16 protein-coding genes are annotated in these 20,121 nt (G+C 70.4%); 12 read left to right on the top strand and 4 right to left on the bottom strand.

Annotated elements, in window-relative coordinates; all coding sequences use genetic code 11:
* Positions 1–78 precede the first annotated feature (78 nt).
* From AC1DNF_RS17905 to AC1DNF_RS17860, 10 genes are all read left to right on the top strand, one after another.
* Entirely contained in the window at positions 79–393 is a 315-nt protein-coding gene (locus tag AC1DNF_RS17905) for a EutN/CcmL family microcompartment protein (protein ID WP_478149954.1), read from the top strand.
* Positions 394–445: 52 nt separating this feature from the next.
* The gene (eutM, locus tag AC1DNF_RS17900; RefSeq protein WP_478149953.1) at positions 446–763 is read left to right on the top strand and encodes an ethanolamine utilization microcompartment protein EutM; all 318 of its coding nucleotides are present in this window, start codon (positions 446–448) and stop codon (positions 761–763) included.
* 14 nt (positions 764–777) lie between these two features.
* A complete protein-coding gene (locus tag AC1DNF_RS17895; protein WP_478149952.1) occupies positions 778–2,175 on the top strand; it encodes an aldehyde dehydrogenase family protein in 1,398 nt (465 codons plus the stop codon).
* Positions 2,175–3,026 (top strand): ethanolamine utilization protein EutJ, encoded by an 852-nt coding sequence (gene eutJ, locus AC1DNF_RS17890; RefSeq protein ID WP_478149951.1) that lies wholly within the window; start codon positions 2,175–2,177, stop codon positions 3,024–3,026. Before AC1DNF_RS17895 ends, eutJ begins: the two co-directional genes overlap by 1 nt.
* Positions 3,027–3,644 (top strand): BMC domain-containing protein, encoded by a 618-nt coding sequence (locus AC1DNF_RS17885; RefSeq protein ID WP_478149950.1) that lies wholly within the window; start codon positions 3,027–3,029, stop codon positions 3,642–3,644.
* The gene (locus tag AC1DNF_RS17880) at positions 3,641–4,882 is read left to right on the top strand and encodes a malate dehydrogenase (protein WP_478149949.1); all 1,242 of its coding nucleotides are present in this window, start codon (positions 3,641–3,643) and stop codon (positions 4,880–4,882) included. The genes AC1DNF_RS17885 and AC1DNF_RS17880 overlap by 4 nt, the downstream gene beginning before the upstream one ends.
* 16 nt (positions 4,883–4,898) lie before the next feature.
* The gene (locus AC1DNF_RS17875) at positions 4,899–5,936 is read left to right on the top strand and encodes an alcohol dehydrogenase catalytic domain-containing protein (RefSeq protein ID WP_478149948.1); all 1,038 of its coding nucleotides are present in this window, start codon (positions 4,899–4,901) and stop codon (positions 5,934–5,936) included.
* Positions 5,937–5,970: 34 nt separating this feature from the next.
* A complete protein-coding gene (locus AC1DNF_RS17870; RefSeq protein WP_478149947.1) occupies positions 5,971–8,181 on the top strand; it encodes a helix-turn-helix domain-containing protein in 2,211 nt (736 codons plus the stop codon).
* A gap of 85 nt (positions 8,182–8,266) precedes the next feature.
* Positions 8,267–9,112: an N-acyl homoserine lactonase family protein gene (locus AC1DNF_RS17865; protein ID WP_478149946.1), complete on the top strand. Its 846-nt coding sequence runs from the start codon at positions 8,267–8,269 to the stop codon at positions 9,110–9,112.
* A gap of 64 nt (positions 9,113–9,176) precedes the next feature.
* Complete coding sequence (locus AC1DNF_RS17860) at positions 9,177–14,006, top strand: NAD-glutamate dehydrogenase (protein ID WP_478149945.1); 4,830 nt, start codon at positions 9,177–9,179, stop codon at positions 14,004–14,006.
* A 137-nt stretch (positions 14,007–14,143) separates the two neighbouring features.
* On the opposite strand, the gene AC1DNF_RS17855 is transcribed toward AC1DNF_RS17860, so the two are convergent.
* From AC1DNF_RS17855 to AC1DNF_RS17845, 3 genes are read right to left on the bottom strand one after another with little or no spacing between them, the layout of a single operon-like run.
* On the bottom strand, positions 14,144–14,533 hold the full coding sequence (locus AC1DNF_RS17855) for a hypothetical protein (protein ID WP_478149944.1): 390 nt from the start codon (positions 14,531–14,533) through the stop codon (positions 14,144–14,146).
* Between the two features lie 48 nt (positions 14,534–14,581).
* Positions 14,582–14,836 (bottom strand): hypothetical protein, encoded by a 255-nt coding sequence (locus tag AC1DNF_RS17850; RefSeq protein WP_478149943.1) that lies wholly within the window; start codon positions 14,834–14,836, stop codon positions 14,582–14,584.
* A gap of 45 nt (positions 14,837–14,881) precedes the next feature.
* Positions 14,882–15,439 carry a hypothetical protein gene (locus AC1DNF_RS17845; protein WP_478149942.1) on the bottom strand — a complete coding sequence of 186 codons (558 nt, stop codon included), beginning with the start codon at positions 15,437–15,439 and terminating at the stop codon, positions 14,882–14,884.
* A gap of 287 nt (positions 15,440–15,726) precedes the next feature.
* Between AC1DNF_RS17845 and AC1DNF_RS17840 the strand changes: the two genes are divergently transcribed.
* Both AC1DNF_RS17840 and AC1DNF_RS17835 read left to right on the top strand, forming a co-directional pair.
* Positions 15,727–16,365, top strand: a complete 639-nt coding sequence (locus tag AC1DNF_RS17840; protein WP_478149941.1) for a response regulator transcription factor — start codon at positions 15,727–15,729, stop codon at positions 16,363–16,365.
* The gene (locus tag AC1DNF_RS17835; RefSeq protein WP_478149940.1) at positions 16,362–16,739 is read left to right on the top strand and encodes an Hpt domain-containing protein; all 378 of its coding nucleotides are present in this window, start codon (positions 16,362–16,364) and stop codon (positions 16,737–16,739) included. The genes AC1DNF_RS17840 and AC1DNF_RS17835 overlap by 4 nt, the downstream gene beginning before the upstream one ends.
* Here the strand turns inward: AC1DNF_RS17835 and AC1DNF_RS17830 are convergent.
* A complete protein-coding gene (locus AC1DNF_RS17830; protein WP_478149939.1) occupies positions 16,736–20,089 on the bottom strand; it encodes a PAS domain S-box protein in 3,354 nt (1,117 codons plus the stop codon). The genes AC1DNF_RS17835 and AC1DNF_RS17830 overlap by 4 nt on opposite strands.
* Positions 20,090–20,121 lie beyond the last annotated feature (32 nt).

The following is a 20,121-nucleotide window of genomic DNA, read 5'->3' as shown; positions in this document are numbered from 1 at the left end:
CAGCATGGCCAATGACTTTGGCGGGCCGCCCGCTTACCGTTGCGTCGTGCCCCGAACCCGGGGATCACGGAGACAAACATGCAACTGGCTCGCGTACGCGGCAATGTCGTGGCGTCCATCAAGGCCTCGGGCCTCGCCGCCCACAAGCTCCTGCTGCTGGAGCCGGTGGCCGCGGCCAACCCGACGGCCGCCGGCGAGAACAGCGCCCTGTCCACCGCAGTCTATGTGGCGGTCGACCTCGTGGGCGCCGGCGTCGGCGAGGTGGTGCTCGTGACGCTGGGCAGCGCGGCCCGCGTGGCCTCGGACGGGCAGGCGACCCCGACCGACGCGGCCGTCATCGCCATCGTCGATTCGGTGCAGCTCGACGGCGAGCCCACCTTCGTCAAGCACTGACACGCCCCCTTCACGCAACCCACTTCCCCAACCCGCAAACGGAGACTCCCAGATGGCAACCACTTCCAACCCCAGCAACACAGACTTCGACGGCCCGCGCGGCGCCCTGGGCCTGATCGAGACCAAGGGCCTGGTCGGTGCGATCGAGGCGGCCGATGCGATGGTCAAGGCAGCCAATGTCCGCCTCGTCGGCCGCGAGCAGATCGGCGGCGGACTGGTCACGGTGATGGTTCGGGGCGACGTCGGCGCGGTCAAGGCCGCCACCGATGCCGGCGCGGCCGCGGCGGGCAAGATCGGGGAGATCGTGTCCGTCCATGTGATCCCGCGTCCGCACGAGGACGTCGAGGCCATCCTGCCGAAGCAGCGCTGAGGGCGGGTGAAGACGTGAGCAGCGCGGCATACATGGACCCCGAGCTCGCCGCGATCGGCGAGGCGCGCTTCAAGGCGCAATCGGCGCGCCAGGCCTTCGAAGCCTTCCAGGGCGTGACGCAGGCGAAGGCCGACCAGATCGTCCAGGCCATGGCCCGGGCGGCGGAGGACGCCGCCAAGGAACTGGCCCGCCTGGCCGTCGACGAGACCGGTTATGGCGTCTACGAGGACAAGATCCTCAAGAACCTGTTCAACGCCAGGTTCTGCGCCCACGCGATGATGCGGATGCGCACCCTGGGCGTGCTGTGGGTCGACGAGGTCAACCGCGTGACGGCGATCGGCGTGCCCATGGGCGTGATCGCCGGGATCATCCCGGTGACGAACCCGACCTCCACCACCATCTTCAAGTGCCTCTCCGCGGTGAAGGCGGGCAACGCCATCGTCTGCGCGCCGCACCCGCGCGCCGCCAGGTGCTGCGCGCGCACGGTCGAGCTCATGGCGGCCGCGGCCGAGCAGGCCGGCGCGCCGCGCGGCCTGCTCGACTGCCTCTCGGGCGGCCAGCTGGCGGCCACCCGCGAACTGATGGGGCACCGCGACATCGCCCTCGTGATGGCCACCGGCGGCGCGGCGATGGTGCGCGCGGCCTACTCCTCGGGCAAGCCGACGCTGGCGGTCGGTGCCGGCAACGTGCCGGTCTACATCCACCGCTCGGTGGCCGACGTCGCCGAGGCCGCGCTGATGGTCGTCGTCTCGAAGTCCTTCGACAACGGCACGGCCTGCGTGGCCGAACAGGCCGTGGTGCTCGACGAGCCCGTCGCCGATGCGGCGATCAAGGCCTTCGAGCAGCACGGCACCGTGTTCCTGTCGCCCGACGACCAGCGCCGCCTGTCGGAGCTGCTGTTCATGGGACGCGGCGCGCTGAACCCCGACGCCGTCGGCCAGTCGGCCATCGAGCTCGCCCGGCGCATCGGGCTCGACGTGCCCGCGGGAACCAAGGTGCTGGGCGCCGTCCTGACCGACGTCGGACCGCAGACTCCGCTGTCGGCGGAGATCCTGGGACCGGTGCTGTCCTTCTACCGCGCGCGCGACCTGGAGGAGGCATACGCGCGTTGCCGCCAGGTGCTGGCCTTCGGCGGCGAGGGCCACACCCTGGGCCTGCACGGGCAGGACCCGGACATGATCGCCCGCATGTCGGACCTGCCGGCGTCCCGCATCATCGTGAACTCGCCCAGCCTGCTGGGCGGCATGGGCTTCAGCGCCGGCACCGACCCGTCGTTCATGCTGGGCACCGGCACCTGGAGCGGCTCCATCGTCTCGGACAACGTGACGGCGATGCACCTGATCAACATCAAGCGCATCGCCCACGAGAACCGCCCGTGGCGCGACATCTACTCTCCGACCATGGGGCTGTGATGCCGATGCGCACCGAGCCCACCCCCAGACGCCCACCGGAGACAGCCGCCGCGGAGCACCAGCGCATCGAGCGCTTCCTGGCCGGCGCCGCGTCGCGCCTGCGGCAGCCGGCCGAGGCACGCGGGGCATTGCGCTTCGGCGTCGACCTGGGCACCGCCACCATCGTCCTGAGCGCCGTCGACGAAGCCATGCAGCCCGTCTACTGGGACTTCCTGCGGGCCCAGGTGGTGCGCGACGGCGTGGTCGTCGATTTCCACGGCGCCGCGCAGGCGGTGCGCGAACTCAAGGCCAGGGCCGAGCAGGCGCTGGGCGTCGCGGTCGGCGAAGCAGCCACCGCCCATCCGCCGGCCGTGCCGCCGAGCGACTGCCGCGCGTGCGCCTTCGTGTTGCAGCAGGCCGGCATCGACTGCCGCCACCTGGTCGACGAGGTGACGGCCGCCAATGCCGTGCTGCGCGTGCGCGACGGCGCCGTCATCGACGTGGGCGGCGGCTCGACCGGGGTCGGCGTCTTCCGCAAGGGCGCGCTCGCCTCGCTCAGCGACCGCGCGGGCGGCGGCCATCACCTGGACCTGATCCTCGCGGGCGCCCTGCACCTGACGATCGAGGAAGCCGAAGTCCGCAAGCGCGAGCGCGGGGCCGAGGCGATGCCGATCCTGCGCCCCGGCATCGAGCGCATCGCCGCGTCCATCGCGCGGCAGTGCGGCGGCGAGCGGCCCGGCGTCGTCCACCTGGCCGGCGGCGCGCTGCAGCTTCCGGGCGCGGGGGAAGTCATCGAGCGCTATCTCGGTTGGCCGGTACGGGCCTACGGCCATGCCGAATTGATCACACCTTTTGGAATCGCGGTGAGCTAGATGGAATTTCAACTCCGAACGTATGCCTTCGTCGACCGCATGCAGCCGCAGGCGGCCGCGCACGTGGCGGCCACCTGCCAGGGAGACGTTCCGGTGGCCGGCATGTCCGAGCTCTACATCGAGGTGGCCCCCGGCAACGAGATCTTCCGGTGCGCCGACATCGCGCTGAAGGCGGCCGACGTTCGGCCCGCGCTGCAGGTCGTGGAGCGCGAGTTCGGCCTGCTCGAGATCCACTCGCGAACCCAGGCCGAAGTGCTGGCGGCCGGGCAGGCGGTGCTCGAGTACCTGCAGCTCAAGGCGAGCGACCGCATCAAGCCGAAGATCGCCTCCTCGGCCTTCGTGACCAACGTCAATCCCTACCAGGCGCAACTCATCAACAAGTGGCGCAAGGGCAACCTGCTGATTCCCGGGCAGAGCCTCTACGTCCTGGAACTCTCGCCGGCGGCGTATGTGAGCCTGGCGGCCAACGAGGCCGAGAAGGCGGCGGACATCAGCATCATCGAGGTGCGCGCGCTCGGCCGCTTCGGTCGCCTGTTCATCTCCGGCACCGAGAGCAACGTGCAGGCCGCCGCCGAGGCGGCGAAGGCCGCGATCGAACAGATGGAGGGCCGGCCATGAAGATGCTGACTGCCGCCGATGTCGAGGCCGCCGGGCCGCGCCTGGTGCTCGCGCGGGGCGACCGCCTGACGCCCCTGGCGCGCGACCGCGCCAGGGAACTGGGCGTCGAACTGGTGGTCGGCGATGCGCCGCCGGCCGCCGCGAGCCGGCCAGCCGCCACGCCCGCCGCCATGCCCGCCCCCGGCGCGAAGCCCGCACCCGCCGCGACGGGCCGGACGCCCTTCGTCCTGCCTCCCTCCGGCGCGCTGTACCGCCGCGGCGCCATGGCACCCGGTGCGCCGGCGCGGCCGGGACAGCCGGGGCAGCGCCCCGTGGCCGCCGTCGTCGGCGCAGGCCACGTCGGCGCCATGACCGCGCTGCGGCTGGCCGAGAGCGACCTGTTCTCCCGCGTCGTGCTCGTGGATGTGGTGCCCGGTCTTGCGGCCGGGCTGGCGCTCGACATGTGGCACGGCGCCAGTCTCTATGGCTTCTCCACCCCGCTGACGGGCAGCGAGGACCTGGCGGCCCTCGCCGGTGCCGACTACGTCGTCATCACGGCGGGCAAGCCGCGCCAGCCAGGCATGAGCCGGACCGATCTCACCGCGGTCAACGCCGCGATCATGGAGACGGTCTGCAAGGGAATCCGCACCCACGCGCCCGAGGCCACCGTCGTCGTGGTGAGCAACCCGCTGGAGGAAATGACCCACCTGGCCGCCGCCTACACCGGCTTCCCCCAACGGCGCGTGCTGGGCATGGCCGGCGTGCTCGACTCGGCGCGCTTCTGCTCGCTGGTCGGCCTGACCGGCCGCGCGCGGCCCCAGGAAGTGCGCGCGATGGCGCTGGGCAGCCATGGGCCCGAGATGGTGATCCCGCTGAGCCAGGCCTTCGCGGGCGACAAGCCGATCGAATCGGTGCTCGATGCCCAGACCCTGTCGGCGATCGTCGAGCGCACCCGCGAATCGGGCGGCGAAGTGGTCAAGCTGCTGCAGAAGGGCAGCGCCTACTTCTCCCCCGCCGAGTCGGCCGCGGCGATGGTGCGCGCGATGGCGAAGGACACGGGCGAGGTCATGGCGGTATGCGTGCGCTCGAACGGCGCGTACGACATCGCCGACACGCGCGTGGGCCTGCCGGTGCGCCTGGATCGCCACGGCCTCAAGGAGATCGTGCAGCTCGCGCTGCGGCCGCAGGAACAGCAGGCGCTGCGCGAAGCCGCGTCGCGGATCGCGCAACGCATTGCCGAACTGGAGGTGCATCCGTGAACCAGGCAGCCGGCCGATGCGCGCCCTGATCTACAAGAGTCCCGGCGAAGTCGCCGTCGCGGAGGTCTCCAGGCCGGTGATCGTGGAGCCCACCGATGCCCTCGTCCGGGTCACGCTGGCCGGCATCTGCGGCACCGACCTGCACGTCGTGCGCGGGGACTTCCCCGGGATGGCGCCGGGCTCGGTCGTGGGCCATGAATTCGTCGGCGAGGTGGTCGAGGCGGGCTCCGCGCTCCGCAGGATCCGCCTGGGAGACCGGGTCATGTCGTCCGACTTCTCGGCCTGCGGCCATTGCGGCTGGTGCGACCGCGGCGACCATTGGCACTGCGCCGACCGGGCCTTCTTCGGCACCGGCACGGCCTTCGGCCCGCCCCTGGGCGGCGCGCAGGCCGAGTACGTGCGCGTGCCGCATGCGGACGCGACCCTCGGCCTGCTGCCCGCGAACTGCTCGCCGGAGGCGGCCCTGCTGATCGGCGACAACCTGGCCACCGGCTGGGTCGCCGTCGAACGCGCGGCGACCGAGCCCGGAGACTGCGTCGTGGTCATCGGCGGCGGCGCGGTGGGACAGCTGTGCGCGCTCTCGGCGCAGGCCGCGGCGGCCGGCATCGTGGTGGTGGTGGAGCCGAACGAGCGGCGCAGGCACTTCGCGCAGGCGCACGGCTCGCTGGCCGTCCACCCGGACCAGGCCGAGTCCCTGGTGCGCCGCCTGACCGGCGAGCTCGGCGCGGACGTGGTGCTCGAGGCCGTGGGCGGCAACGGGCCGCTGGACCTGGCGATCAGACTCGCCCGGCCGCGCGCGAGGATCGTCTCGGTGGGTGCCCATGTCGCCGAGACGTGGGGCTTCCCCGTCGGGCGCGGCTTCCGCGACGAACTCACGGTGAGCTTCGCCATCGGCGACGGCATCCGCCTGCGCCGGCGCCTGTTGCGACTGGTGACGGGCGGCGCCCTCGACCCGACCGTGGTCATCGACGCGCGCGGCTCGCTGGCCGACGCGCCGGGCTTCTACCGGCAGCTGGCGGCGCAGACCCTCATGAAGGCCGTAGTCACCCCATAGCCGACCCGCGGCCTATTGGGGACACTCCTTCGACATGGGCGCCTCCGTCATCACCGAACTCTCAGCGCAGCGCGCGGCCCTCTCCGTCGTGCTGGAGCCGATCATCTCCGCGGCGATGCGAGGCCAGTACGAACTGCTGCTCTCCGAGGCCGAGCGCGCCGTGGCGCAGATGTTCCCGGGCGTGCGGGCGCGCGTGCTGCTGCACGCGGGCGGGAGCTGGCGGGAGTGGTCCGCGCTGGACGACGGCGCCGATCGGCCCTGCGCGCCCACGCCGGAGGGCATGTCCGAGTGGGACCGTCCGCGCCGCTTCGAAGAGCGCGTGTTCATTCCCGTCGTCACGGGCGCCCTCGGCCTCATGGTCGAGGGCCCGATGGGCGGCATCGAGGAATCGGCGGACATCGGGGTCCTGCGGCAGTGCGTCGCGCTGGCCCTCCAGACCTGCGAACGCCAGCGCATCGCCTCGCAGAACCTGGACGAAGTCCAGGCCCTGCAGCGCGTGGCCACGCGCATCCTGAAGAGCCACGACCTCGGCGAGATCCTGCTCCACATCACGCAGGAGGCCAAGCGGCTGTTGTCCGCCGACATCTGCGGCGTCCTGCTCGGCGAAGGCGACCAGATCGTGATGAAGCGCTGCGTGGGCAACCATTCGCCCCAGACGGCGAGCCTGCGCATGGGGCCGGGCCAGGGTCTGGCGGGCCGCGTGCTGGAGCGGCGCGAGCCCTCCGCGGTCGAGGACTACCTCACCAGCGACGACATCAGCCGGGACTTCTTCCATCTCGCGGAAGTCGAGATGGTGCGCTCCGCGCTCGCGGCGCCGCTGCTCGGGCGCGACGCGGTGATCGGCGTGCTGGAGGTCTGGCGCCGCAGGCCCTCGACCTTCACGGCACTGGACAACATCCGCCTGGTCGCGCTGGCCAACCTGACCTCCATCGCCATCGAGAACGCCGAGCTCTATGCCTCGCAGCGCCAGATGGTCGACGAGCTCGGCCGTGCCAACGAGGCCTTGAGCCAGCGCTACAACACCGTCGGAAGCCTGTCGAACCTGACGCAGAACCTGATGCAGATCCTGCTGCAAGGAGGTGGGCTGGCCGCCATGGTGGCCAGCGCCGGCAACTTCCTGCAGGCGGAAGTCGCCATCGTCGACAGCGAAGGCGTCTCGCTGGCCTGGAGCGAGGCCAGCGACCCGGCCGATGTGCTGCCGAGAATCGTCCGGCACCTGCCCCTGGACGCATCCGCGGGCACGCGATCGGCCACCACCGACCGGCTCGTCATCGAGAACGACGACGGCCGCTGGTGCGCCCAGCCGCTGCTGGTCGAGGGCGACAACGTCGGATGGGTGCTCGGGCGCGTCGGCCCCGGCAGCGTGGAGATCACCGAGCTGACCCTCACGCAGGTGGCCATGATCGCCGCGGTGCATCGACTGGAACAGCGGGCCGCCAGCCGGGCGCGGTCGGAGACCATCGATGCGATCGTCTGGGACCTGCTGCGCTCCGACGAAGCAACCCGCGCGGCCGCCCTCGACCGGGCGTCGGACGTCAGGCTGGACCTGGGCGGCCCCCTGCGCCTGTACATCTGCGAAGTGGGCCCCGCAGCCGGCAGCCCCGATCGCGCGGTCTCGGCGGTGCGAAGCCAGATCGCCCGTGTCATCCAGGGCGCCAAGCCGAACGGCGTGCGCGCGGTGGCGACCCATGGCCTGATGCTGGCCATCCTCTGCGCGGACGAGCCGCTCGACGATGCCGAGCGCCTGGCGCGCCGTGTCGCGCAGCGGCTGACTGAAGAACTGGGCGGGCGGCTCGTTCTCGTCGGCGGGAGCAGCCGCTGCGCCCACGCGCACGGGCTGCCGGTGGCCTATCGCGAGGCCATGATCGCCATGGATGTGGCGCGCCAGTTCAAGCGCACGGGCGCCGTGGTCTACGACCGCGCGGGGGTGGTCGGCATGCTGCTGAGCCTGCGGCACGAGGCCGGCATGCAGCGCTTCCTGGAACTCAACTTCGGCCAGCTCCTGCGCGAGGACGCGAAACTGCGGGACCAGCTGCTGCAGACACTGCGCGTCTTCTTCGACGCCAACTGCTCGCACGAAGCCGCGGCACAGCGCCTGGGCGTTCACCGCAAGACCATCAGCGCGCGCATCTCGAAGATCTCCGAACTCACCGGGCTCGACTTCTCGACCCACGACGACCGCCTGATCGCCGACCTGTCGCTCTACGTGTACCGCCTGATGTCCGAGCCACGGACCCCGCCATAGCCCCCATCGCGGCCGAGGGAGGCGACGTTGCCATCTCGACGCCGAGCTGTTACAAGAAGAAGGAACTCGGGAAAAGGAACGCGGGATGTCGATCAAGCGCCTCGGCCTGATGGTGGCCGGCCTCGCGATGGTGCTCTCGCTGTTGCAGGCCTGCTCGCAGCCCATCGTTTCGCAAGCGCCGCCGTCCGGCGTGCAGCGTCTCTACATCCTGAACTGCGGCGAGGGCGTGGCGGGGGACATCTCGCGCTGGTCGCCGGGCGTCAACGTGGGCCAGTCGATGCCCTTCGCCGACAGCTGCTACCTCATCAGGCACGCGCAGGGCTGGCTGCTGTGGGACACGGGCCTCGCCGACGCGGTCGCCGCCATGCCCGAGGGCTTGCGACCCTCGGACCCGCGCGCGATCACCTGGCACAGGCCCAGGACACTCGCGGCGCAGATCGATGAACTCGGCCTGAAGCCGTCGGACATCAGGTACGTCGCGGTGTCCCACAGCCACCCCGATCACATCGGCAATGTCGACATGTTCCCGAACGCGATGCTGCTGGTGCAGAAAGCCGAATACGAGTCCCCGACCGGAAGCGCCCTTCGGTCCCGGCCCGTCGGGACCGTGACCCTGCTCGAAGGCGACCGCGACGTGTTCGGCGACGGCAGTGTCACCATCCTCTCGACGCCCGGGCACACCGTGGGGCACCAGTCGCTGCTCGTCAAGCTGCCACGCACCGGCGCCGTCCTGCTGTCCGGCGATGCCGCCCACTTCAGGGACAACTGGGACCAGCGGCGCGTCCCCTCGATCAATTTCGACGCGCGGCAGACCTCCGCCTCGATGCAGCGGCTCGCGAACATCATGGCCAGGGACAAGGCCGAGCTCTGGATCAACCACGACAAGGCGCAGCGCGACGCACAGAAGCTGTCGCCCGCGTTCTACGAATAGGGCGGCGTGTCCCCTCACAGTCGCTTCCACCATGGCCCGGCAACGCGCCGATGAGGAGACACGCATGGAAACCGAAGCACCCGCGACAGGACGCCCAGGCGAACGCCTGGGCGAGGTCATCGACCTGATCCGCACCCGCGTCCCCGCGGACCAGGCGGAGCTGCTCGCCGGCTTCGCCCGGCAGTACTTCGGCCAGGTGGACCCCGAAGACCTGGCCGATCGCCAGGTGGCCGACCTGTACGGCGCCGCGCTGTCGCATTGGAGCTTCGCGCGCAGGCGCGAGCCGGGGCGCGCCCGGCTGCGGGTGTTCAACCCGACGATCGCGGAGCACGGCTGGCAGTCGACCCACACCATCATCGAGATCGTCAACGACGACATGCCCTTCCTCGTCGATTCGGTGACGATGGAAGTCAACCGCCACGGTCTGACCCTGCACCTGATCATCCATCCGCTGGTCGCCGTCATCCGCGACGGCGACGGCACGCTGCAGGGCCTGGCGACGGCAACGCCCTCGCCCGATGCGCGCCGCGAATCGTTCATCCACGTCGAGGTGGACCGCGTGGCCGACGCGGGCGAACTCCAGGCGCTGGCCGCCGACCTGACGCGCGTGCTCGGCGACGTGCGGCTGGCCGTGACCGACTGGAAGGCGATGCGGCAGCGCGTGCTGGACATCGTCCAGGGCCTCGACGAGCGCGCGCCGCCGATCCCGCCGCAGGAACTCGCCGAAGGCCAGGCCTTCCTGCGCTGGCTGGCCGACGATCACTTCACCTTCCTCGGGCACCGCAGCCACGAGCTGGTGAAGGTCGACGGCGAGGACGCGCTCAAGGTGGTGCCGGATTCGAGCCTCGGCATCCTGCACGAACTGATCAAGGATCCGACCGCCGCCTTCGCCGCGCTGCCGCCGGAGGTGCGCGCCTACGCGCGCCGGCCCGAATTGCTCGTGGTCACGAAGTCGACCTCGCGCTCGACCGTGCACCGGCCGGGCTACCTCGACTACATCGCCGTCAAGCGCTTCGATGCCGCCGGCCAGGTCTGCGGCGAGGACCGTTTCCTCGGCCTCTTCACCTCCACGGCCTACAGCGCCAGCTCGGCCGACATTCCGCTGTTGCGGCGCAAGGTGGCCGACGTGGTCGCGCGCGCCGGCCTCCCGGGCGGCAGCCACTCGGGCAAGGCCCTGCTCAACATTCTCGAGACCTATCCGCGCGACGAGCTGTTCCAGACCAGCGCCGACGAGCTGCTGTCCACCTCCATGGGCATCCTCCACCTGGGAGAGCGCCAGCGCTTCCGCCTGTTCGTGCGGCGCGATCCCTTCGAGCGCTACGTGGCCTGCATGCTCTACGCGCCGCGCGAGAACTACACGACCGAGCTGCGCCAGAAGTGGCAGGCGATCCTGGTCCAGGCCTTCAACGGCACCAGTTCCGAATTCAACGTGCAGCTGTCGGAATCGGCCCTGGCCCTGATCCAGATCACCGTGCGCACCCGGCCCGGCGGCATCCCGCCCGTCGAGGTGCGCGAGCTCGAACAGCGCCTGGTCGCCGCCGCCCGCCGATGGGACGACGACCTGAAGTCGGCGCTGATCGAGGCCACCGGCGAGGCGCGAGGCAACGAGCTGATGCGCCAGCTCGGCGGCGCCTTCCCGGCCGGCTACCGCGAGGAGTTCGCGGCGCGCGCGGCCGTGCACGACATCGAGCTGATCGAACGGCTGAGCGACGCGCAGCCGATCGGCATGAACCTCTACCGCCCGCTCGAGGCAGCGCCGGGCACGCTGCGCTTCAAGGTGCTGCGGCGCGGCGAGCCGCTCATCCTCTCGACCAGCCTGCCGATGCTCGAACACCTGGGCATGAAGGTGCTCGACGAGCATCCCTACCGGCTCGCGCCGCAGGGCGCGGCGCCGATCTGGGTGCATGACTTCGGATTGCGCAGCGCCCTGGGCGACACCGAGATCGACGTCGACGCGCTGCGCCCGGTGTTCGAGGGCGCGTTCGCCGCCGTCCTCGGCGGCGAGGTCGAGAACGACGACTTCAACCGCCTGGTGCTCGCGGTGCGACTGCCCGCGAGCGAGGTCGTCGTGCTGCGCGCCTACGCCAAGTACCTGCGGCAGATCGGCTTCGCGCTGTCGCAGCCCTTCATCGAGGGCACGCTGGTGGCGAATGCGCCGATCGCGCGCCTGCTGGTTGAGCTGTTCGGGGTGCGCTTCGACCCTGCGCAGCCCGCCGGCGCCGACACGCTGGCCGGCGAGAAGGTGCGCGAGATCGAGGCCGCGCTGGAGAACGTGGCCAACCTGTCGGAAGACCGCGTGCTGCGGCAGTACCTCGCGCTGATCCTGGCCACCACGCGCACCAACCACGCCTGCCGCGATGCGGCGGGCCGGCCGCGCCCATTCCTGTCGTTCAAGTTCGATTCGTCGAAGGTGCCCGACCTGCCCGCGCCCAAGCCGATGTTCGAGATCTTCGTTTACTCGACGCGCTTCGAGGGCGTGCACCTGCGCGGCGGCCGCGTCGCGCGCGGCGGACTGCGCTGGTCGGACCGGCCGGAAGACTTCCGCACCGAGGTGCTGGGCCTCATGAAGGCGCAGATGGTCAAGAACACCGTGATCGTGCCGGTGGGCTCCAAGGGCGGCTTCGTGCTCAAGCGCGCGCCCGCGCCGAGCGAGCGCGATGCCTACCTGCGCGAGGGCGTGGCCTGCTACCAGGACTACCTGCGCGGCCTGCTCGACATCACGGACAACCGCGTGGGCGACAGGATCGTGCCGCCGCCGCGGGTCAGGCGCCACGACGACGACGATCCCTACCTCGTGGTCGCGGCCGACAAGGGCACGGCCACCTTCAGCGACTACGCCAACGGCATCAGCAAGGAATACGGCTTCTGGCTCGGCGACGCCTTCGCCTCCGGCGGCTCGGTGGGCTACGACCACAAGGCCATGGGCATCACGGCGCGCGGCGCCTGGGAGTCGGTCAAGCGCCACTTCCGCGAGATGGGCATCGATACGCAGACGACCGACTTCACGGTCGCCGGCATCGGCGACATGTCGGGCGACGTGTTCGGCAACGGCATGCTGCTGTCCCCGCACATCCGGCTGGTGGCGGCGTTCGACCACCGGCACGTCTTCCTCGACCCGAACCCCGACCTGCGCAAGAGCTTCGCCGAGCGCGAGCGCCTGTTCAGGCTGCCGCGCTCATCGTGGGCCGACTATGACGCGGCGCTGATCTCCGAGGGCGGCGGCATCCACGCGCGCGGCGCCAAGTCGATCCCGATCACGCCGCAGGTGAAGCAGGCGCTCGACATCGCCGCCGATGCGCTCACGCCGGCCGAGCTGGTCAACGCCATCCTCAAGGCCCCGGTCGACCTGATCTACAACGGCGGCATCGGCACCTACGTGAAGGCCGCGAGCGAGAGCCACGCGCAGGTCGGCGACCGCGCCAACGACGTCCTGCGCGTCAACGGCAGGGAGCTGCGCTGCAAGGTCTTCGCCGAAGGCGGCAACCTCGGCTGCACGCAGCTGGGGCGGATCGAGTTCGCGCTGGCGGGCGGGCGCATCAACACCGACGCGATCGACAACTCGGCCGGCGTGGACACCTCGGACCACGAGGTCAACATCAAGATCCTGATCGGCCTGCCCATCGCCGAAGGCGAGCTCACCGAGAAGCAGCGCAACGCGCTGCTGCCGGAGATGACCGACGACGTGGCCGCGCTGGTGCTGCGCGACAACATCTACCAGACGCAGGTGCTCTCGGTCACCGGGCGCATCGCGCCGCAACTGCTGGATGCGCAGACCCGCTTCATGCAGTTTCTCGAGAAGGCGGGGCGGCTGAACCGCGCGATCGAGTACCTGCCCTCCGACGAAGAGCTGGCCGAGCGCCGCGCCCAGGGCCTGGGCCTGACCAGTCCCGAGCGCGCGGTCCTGCTGGCCTACAGCAAGATCTGGCTCTACGACGAGCTGCTGGCCTCGCCGCTGCCCGACGACCCCTGGGTGGCGACCGCGCTGGAGCGCTACTTCCCGAAGCTGCTGAGCGAGAAGTTCGCGGCCTGGATGCCCAGGCATCCGCTGCGGCGCGAGATCATCGCCAACCACGTCACCAACAGCAGCCTCAACCGCGTGGGCAGCACCTTCGTGCATCGCCTGGTCGAGACCACGGGCGCGCGTGCGTTCGAGGTCGTGCGCGCCTACCTGATGAGCCGCGAGATCTTCGGCATGGTGCCGCTGTGGCGGTCCATCGATGCGCTGGACAACCGCGTCGACAACGCGGTGCAGGCCGGCCTGCTGATCGACACCAGCCGGCAACTGGAGCGCGGCACCAAGTGGTTCCTGCGCTCGCGGCGCCTGAGCGAGGACATGGAATCGACCATCGCGCACTTCACGCCGAACGTCGAGGCGCTGTCGGCGCGGCTGACCGGGCTGCTGGACGCCGACGAGCGCGCCCGCGTCGACGCCGCGGTCGCGCACTACGTGGCCGGCGGCGTGCCGCGCGAACTGGCCGAGCACGTCGTGACCTTCGACTCGCTCTACGCCACGCTCGACATCGCCGAGATCGCCGGCAGCGCCCGGTGGCCGGCGGAGCTGGTGGCGGCGATCTACTTCGACCTCGCGAACCGCCTGGGCATGCCTTGGCTGCGCGAGCGCATCGCGGCACTGCCGGGCGACCAGCATTGGCAGATGCTCGCGAAGGGCGCGATGCTCGACGACCTGTCGAGCCTGCAACGCTCGATCACCGCGGCAGTGCTTGCCGCGGGCGGCGAGATCGAATCGCCGGCGGCGCGGGTCGAGGCGTGGCACGCCGCGAACGGCCGCTCGCTCGAACGCGCGGCACAGCTGATGGGCGAACTGCGCGCGGTGCCGGCGCCCGACGCGGCGATGTTGTCCGTGGCGTTGCGGGAACTGCGGGCGCTGGGATAGCGCCTCGACGCCGACCCGGCTCAGGCGCTCCGGATTCTCGAGATGTACTCGGTCCCGCTCTCGGGCGGCCACACCTCCCCGCCCGGCGTCGTGCATATGCCGTAGGGCCCCGCTCCGCGCGGTGCTCCCCGGGAGCGTCACGCGCCCCGCTCGCGTGCCTTGGCCTGGTCGACCAGCTTCGCCGCGAATCGCGCGGCCATCCGCAGGCGTTTCAGCGCACATTCCGCCGTCAATGCCCTGTCGGCCGCCGAGCCCAGGCAGCACAGGAAGCCGTGAAGGCTGCCGTCGGCCAGCAGGATCGGCGTACTCAGCAGCGAGCCGACGGAACGTCCGTCGGGCACGCGCTGCCCCATCTCCAGCCGGGGCACGAATTCGACATCCATCGCGAGCACCTCGCGGAGGATGCGCAGCACGTCGCTCATCGACTCGTCGGCGAGGGGCGCGCTCCGATCGGCGGTGGCCGCCTCGGAACCAATCATTCGGCGAGCGAAGTCATCGTCGGCGATCCTGCCTTGAAGATATGACATCAGTTGCCTCCTGCCCCGCTCGCGCGGAGCTCCATGCTTCATCCCTGCTCAAAACCACCACCATGGCCTGGCTGCGCGCTTGTCGTCGGTGGCGGAGGGTGCCAAGGGCGCCCTCACGGTGGTGGCGCCGCCGAAGCGGCGCGTCATTTCGTCCTCGTGCTCGCGCACGAATCGCGCGGCGCCCGGTGCGCCCTCGGACGCCAGGATTCGCCAGCGGTTGGTCGCCGCGATGAGATCCCGGTCCGAGATCCCGGCAAGATCCGTGACGGCCCGATCGGAGGGTTTCAATGCGTCAGAGTACAAGGCTGTTCTCCGGAGTGAGGGTTGGGAAAGGCGTGCAGCGGAACATCAGACTCGGGTGACCTCGAAGAAGGCGTCGGTCTCCGGCACCTCCTCGCCTGTAAGAACAAAGGATGCATGGCGCGCCGCATCGCTGGCCGCCAACGCGTCTTCGCCGCATCTCAGGAGCGCCTCGGCCCGTTGCGCCGGCGGCAGCTCGGCCAGGCCATTCATCAGTGCCTCGCCCACTTCGAGGGCGACGCTCGCGGCGCTGAGGCACATGTGAATGGCGACGCGGATCCGGTTGCCGTGGTCGTTGTCCTGGGCGATCTGGCGTTCGGCCTCCTGCACGTGGGCGGGAAGCTGGTCGAAGTCCGTGAATGCGAACGCGGGGTCGGCCTGGACGCCCAGGTAGCGCGACGCCACGATGTTCTCGATCACGGCGCGGGCCCGTGCAATCGATTCCAGGTCCGGGTTGCACAGCGTTCTTGCGCCAGAGGCCGCTCTCCTGGCATCCGTGGATTCCGTCCCGCGCAGCATGTAGTCTTCCCAATGAAGCAGCGCATCAGGCGCAAGCCCGATCGAGCCGAGCGCTTTCGATACTTCCAGAAGTTCAGTTGCATTCATCCCGCATGGCCCCATCAGTTCTCCGACATGCAGGCAAGCGTAGGAGGTCGACCCTCCACGGTTAATACGTATGCACACGTACTCCGCGGAACCTCGTCACGAAAGCCCTACTTGGCGGCGGCGGGGCCGCTCTCCCCGCTTCGCTAAGATAGAAAGTTCCTGATGCGCAAGAAGCTTTGCCTCCGCAGGCTCGGGGCCCCCCGTGCCCGCTGGTCGGCCAAATGCCTTCGGTCAGTGCGGCCTGGTCGCCGACACCTCGGCGAGGCGCCTTCTTCCAGAATATCCAGATGAATACGATCCCAAGGGTGCTCGTCGTCGATGACGACAGCTTCATGCGCGCGCTGATAGAGCGTGTGTTCGTCGACGCCCACATGCCGGTCACGACCTTCGCCTCGGGGCGGGAGCTGCTCGCCGCCGGCGACCTGAACACGCCGGCCGTGCTCCTGCTGGACGTCAGGATGCCCGACATGTCGGGCCTCGAATTGCAGGCCTTGCTGCGCGAACGCGGCGTCGGGCTGCCCGTGGTTTTCCTGACGGGCAATTCCGACATCCCGACGGCGGTGGCCGCGATGCGCAATGGCGCCTTCGATTTCGTCGAGAAGCCCTTCGACAAGGACGACCTGGTGGCACGCATATGCCGGGCCGCGCAGGCCGCGGCGCTGGCGGCGCGGCGCGAGCAGGCCCGGCCCGAACTGGCGCGGCGCCTGGGCACGCTGACCACGCGCGAGCGCGAGGTCTACGACCGCATGGTCGTCGGCATGACCAGCAAGGCCATCGCGAACGAACTGGGCGGCAGCTTCCGGACCATCGAGATCCATCGCGGCCGCGTGATGGGCAAGATGGGGGCGGCGAATATCTCCGACCTGGTGCGCATGGCCTTCGAGGCCGACGAGACGACAGACACCGGGGGGCCTTCAGAGCCGTGAACTCCATCGACCCCGCCGGAGCGCCAGGCGCCCCCGCCCCCGCGCAGACAGCGCCCGCCATCGACGTGTCGGTGCTCCAGGAACTCGTGGGAGACGACCCTCCGGTGCTGCGCGAACTGCTGGCGCAATACCAGGACTCGGCCCGCCGACTCGCGGAGGAATTGCGCATCGCCGGGGCCGCGGGCGATGTCCGCCAGATCGATGCCATCGCGCACCAGCTCAAGTCGTCGTCGCGCACGGTCGGCGCGACGCTGCTGGGCGAGTTGTGCGCCGAACTCGAGAACGCCTGTCGAATCGGGGCCTGGGAAGGCATCTCGACATGCATGGTGCGGGTCGAGGCCGCATTGATCGCCGTGATCGCGCACCGCGCCTAGGGCGGGGCGACGAGACTGCCGGCGCGCGGCTTCATCCAGGTTTCGATCGCGGCCTTGAGCTGCGGCAGCCGCACGGGCTTGGTGAGGTAGGCGTCCATGCCGACGGCCAGACAGCGCAGTTCTTCGTCGCGCAGCGCGTTGGCGGTCAAGGCGATGATCGGCGTGCGCCGCCCGCTCGGGCCCTCTTCGGCGCGAATCGTGCTGGCGAGCGCGTAGCCGTCCATCTCGGGCATGTGGAGGTCGGTCAGCACCAGGGCGAAGTCACCGCGGCGCCAGGATTCGAGCGCTTCGCGGCCGTTGACGCAGAGCACCGCCGCATAGCCCGCCAGCTGGAGCTGCCGCCGGATGACCGCGCGGTTGGTCTCGTTGTCTTCGGCCACCAGGATCGATGGGCCGCCGCGTGGCGCCTCGGGGCGCCGCGGCGGCAGGCGCGCATCGGGCGCCGGAGCACGCCGCAGCTCGTGCGACGCATCCGGCCGCATGCGGCCCGAGGCCAGCCCCAGCGTCTTCGACAGCGTGCGGCGCGACAGTGCGTTCACGTCGATGGTGACCAGATCCGGCGCCTCCAGGCGGGGGCGGCGCCGCCGTCCCTGCCCGAACACGACGAAGCAGACCCGGGCATCGGGCCCCTGAGGCGCCATCGCCCGCAATGTGGCGGGTTCCGGCACCGCCTGGCCGGGCAGGATCAGCCACAGCGACAAGCCCGGCGCGTGCGCGGCGGCGGCGGCGGCGGCGGCGACATCCGGCGAGCGCTCGACGATCGCCCCCGCGTGCGCCAGCCAGGTGGCGAAATCGTCCGCCAGGGGCCACTCGCGACCCACGATGCGGCAGCGCAGGGCGTGGATGAGCGGGGGCCCTTCATCGTCGCCTGCGGGGGCTGCCGGGTCCGTCGCCAGGCGAAGGCGCACCGTGAAGGTCGAGCCCTCGTCGGGCGCGCTGCGCACGGAGATCCGGCCGCCCATCAGGCGCACCAGCGTGTCGGAGATCGCCAGGCCGAGGCCCGTGCCGCCGAAGCGCCGCGTGGTCGAGGCATCGGCCTGCAAGAAAGGCGTGAACAGCTGCGCGAGCGTCGCCGAATCCATGCCGATGCCATTGTCGGCAACGACCAGATCGACCGTCACGGCCTGCGCGTCGCGCTCCACCAGCAGCACCCGCGTCGAGACCCGCCCCGGCTGCGAGCGGCCGGCGGAAAACTTGAGCGCGTTGCCGCACAGGTTGACGAGTACCTGGCGCAGGCGGCCCTCGTCGCCGAACACCGTGCCCGGGATCTCCGGATCGACGAACACCGTCATGCACACCCCCTGCTTGACGGCGAGGTGGTCCAGCATGCCGCACACCTGCTCGACCACCCGGTCCAGATCCATCAGCTCATGGGCAATCTCGAGCTTGCCGGCCTCGATCTTCGAGAAATCGAGGATGTCCGCGATGATCCCGAGCAGCGAGAGCGCCGAATCGCGGATCAGGTCCATCATCTCCGCCTGTTCACCCGTCAGCGTTGTCTGCTGCAGCACGTCGAGCATGCCGAGCACGCCGTTCATCGGGGTGCGGATCTCGTGGCTCATCACGGCGAGGAAGGCCGACTTCGCCCGGCTCGCCTGTTCGGCCTCGTCGCGCGCGAGATTGAGTTCGGCGGTGCGCGCAAGCACCCGGCCTTCGAGCTGCGCATTGATCGCCCGCAGCGCGTCCTGGTCGCGCCGGCGCTCGGTGATGTCCTGCAGGGTCCCGTGCAGGCCGAGCCATCTGCCGCTCTCGTCCTTCCTGGGAACCGCCACCGCATGCACGTGAACGCGTTCGCCGTCCGGCCGCCGCACCACCAGCTCATAGTCCTGCGCTTCCCCCGATTCGAGCGTGCGCGCGACGATGTCCTGGATCAGCGCACCGCCTGCCGCTTCGAAGATCGCGGCGTTCTGCGCATCGCCGGGCGGCTGCGCCGCCAGCGGATCCTTCCCCACGATCGCGAACACCTGCGGCGAGCCCGTGGTCAGCCCCGTCGCCGCGTCCCACTCCCAGTCCCCGATCTGGCCGATGCGCTGCGCCTCGTTCAGGCGATGCAGAGCCTTCGCGATCATCTGCTCCGACTGCTTGCGCGCGGTGATGTCCTGGAACTGGGAGATGAAGTAGCGCGGCCGATCCTGGGCGTCGCGCACCAGCGAAACGTTCAAACTCACGCTGACGAAGTGACCTCGCTCGTGGATGAAGCGCTTCTCCATCTGATAGGTGGCGATCTCCGCGGCGAGCATCTTGCGCACGTTCTCCAGATCGGCTTCGAGATCCTCCGGATGCGTGATGGCCTGGAAGTCGCGCGCGAGGAGCGCGGCTTCGGAGTGGCCCACCAGGCGGCAGAGCGCCCGGTTGACCTTGAGGAAGCGGCCCTCGGGCGACACCAGGGCCACGCCGATGGGCGCATGCTCGAAGGCCCCGGAGAAGCGCTCCTCGCTTTCCCGCATCGCCTCCTCGGCGATCTTGCGTTGCGAGATCTCCTGGAAGGCGCCCTGCAGGCGCACGATGCGGCCCTGCGCGTCGCGCTCGGCCTCTCCCATCGTTCGCGTCCAGAAGCGGCGCCCGAGCACCGAGAACTTCTCGACTTCCATGTCGTAGGGCGTGCCATCGACCATGCAGCGCTCGACGGCCGAGCGAATGGCGTCGCGATACTGGGGCAGGAAGAGATCGATGCCTTCGTTCAGCGAGGGCGTGTAGCCCGGCGGCGCGTCGTGGATCGCCGCCACGACGTCGGACCACACGAGCCGCCGCTCGGGCAGGTCGATGGACCAGCCGCCCACGCGGGCCATGCGCCCGGCGATCTCGAGCAGGGACTGGCTGTGCCGCAATTGCGCCGCCACTGCCTTGCGCTCGGAGAGATCCTCGAAGATGCCGACGACCTGAGGCGGCGCGTCGTCCTTGCCGCGGACGATGGACATGCTCGCGCGCACGTCCACGACCGCCCCGTCCTTGCGGACGCAGCGCAGCTCCCAGTTGAAGCTCGACGGATCGCGGGTCATGGCCTCGCGCACGAGCCGCTCGCTCTCGGCGCGATCCTCCGCATGGGTGAGGGTTCGGACGTCGATTGCGCGCAACTCCTCGCGCGTGTAGCCGACCATCCGGCAGTAGGCCGCGTTGGCATCGACGAAGCGGCCGTCGATCGTGGCCACGGCGATGCCGGTCGCGGCTTCGGCGAACATGGACGCGAGTCGCCGATCCGCCGGATGCGCGGGCGAAGAGGCGCTCACACGGCGCAGGGTGGCGAGGATCGCGTCCGAGCCCTGTTCGACCAGGCGTCTCACCCGGTCGCGGCCCCGGCGCAGCGCATTCGCGAGGCGCTCCGCAGCGCCTCGCGCGCCAGGGCCGTTCATCTCACGAGGTGCCGAGGGGTCATGCGCAGATG

Source organism: Variovorax sp. 01T432 (assembly GCF_056398605.1).
The sequence above is the reverse complement of the archived record's forward strand: the minus strand, read 5'-3'. Positions and strand labels throughout refer to the sequence as shown.

Bases quoted from the DNA above. Each gene is read 5' to 3' on its own strand.
- AC1DNF_RS17905 (WP_478149954.1), top strand. From the start codon at position 79: ATGCAACTGGCTCGCGTACGCGGCAATGTCGTGGCGTCCATCAAGGCC.
- eutM (WP_478149953.1), top strand. From the start codon at position 446: ATGGCAACCACTTCCAACCCCAGCAACACAGACTTCGACGGCCCGCGC.
- eutJ (WP_478149951.1), top strand. From the start codon at position 2,175: ATGCCGATGCGCACCGAGCCCACCCCCAGACGCCCACCGGAGACAGCC.
- AC1DNF_RS17885 (WP_478149950.1), top strand. From the start codon at position 3,027: ATGGAATTTCAACTCCGAACGTATGCCTTCGTCGACCGCATGCAGCCG.
- AC1DNF_RS17880 (WP_478149949.1), top strand. From the start codon at position 3,641: ATGAAGATGCTGACTGCCGCCGATGTCGAGGCCGCCGGGCCGCGCCTG.
- AC1DNF_RS17875 (WP_478149948.1), top strand. From the start codon at position 4,899: ATGCGCGCCCTGATCTACAAGAGTCCCGGCGAAGTCGCCGTCGCGGAG.
- AC1DNF_RS17870 (WP_478149947.1), top strand. From the start codon at position 5,971: ATGGGCGCCTCCGTCATCACCGAACTCTCAGCGCAGCGCGCGGCCCTC.
- AC1DNF_RS17865 (WP_478149946.1), top strand. From the start codon at position 8,267: ATGTCGATCAAGCGCCTCGGCCTGATGGTGGCCGGCCTCGCGATGGTG.
- AC1DNF_RS17860 (WP_478149945.1), top strand. From the start codon at position 9,177: ATGGAAACCGAAGCACCCGCGACAGGACGCCCAGGCGAACGCCTGGGC.
- AC1DNF_RS17855 (WP_478149944.1), bottom strand. From the start codon at position 14,533: ATGTCATATCTTCAAGGCAGGATCGCCGACGATGACTTCGCTCGCCGA.
- AC1DNF_RS17845 (WP_478149942.1), bottom strand. From the start codon at position 15,439: ATGAATGCAACTGAACTTCTGGAAGTATCGAAAGCGCTCGGCTCGATC.
- AC1DNF_RS17840 (WP_478149941.1), top strand. From the start codon at position 15,727: ATGAATACGATCCCAAGGGTGCTCGTCGTCGATGACGACAGCTTCATG.
- AC1DNF_RS17830 (WP_478149939.1), bottom strand. From the start codon at position 20,089: ATGAACGGCCCTGGCGCGCGAGGCGCTGCGGAGCGCCTCGCGAATGCG.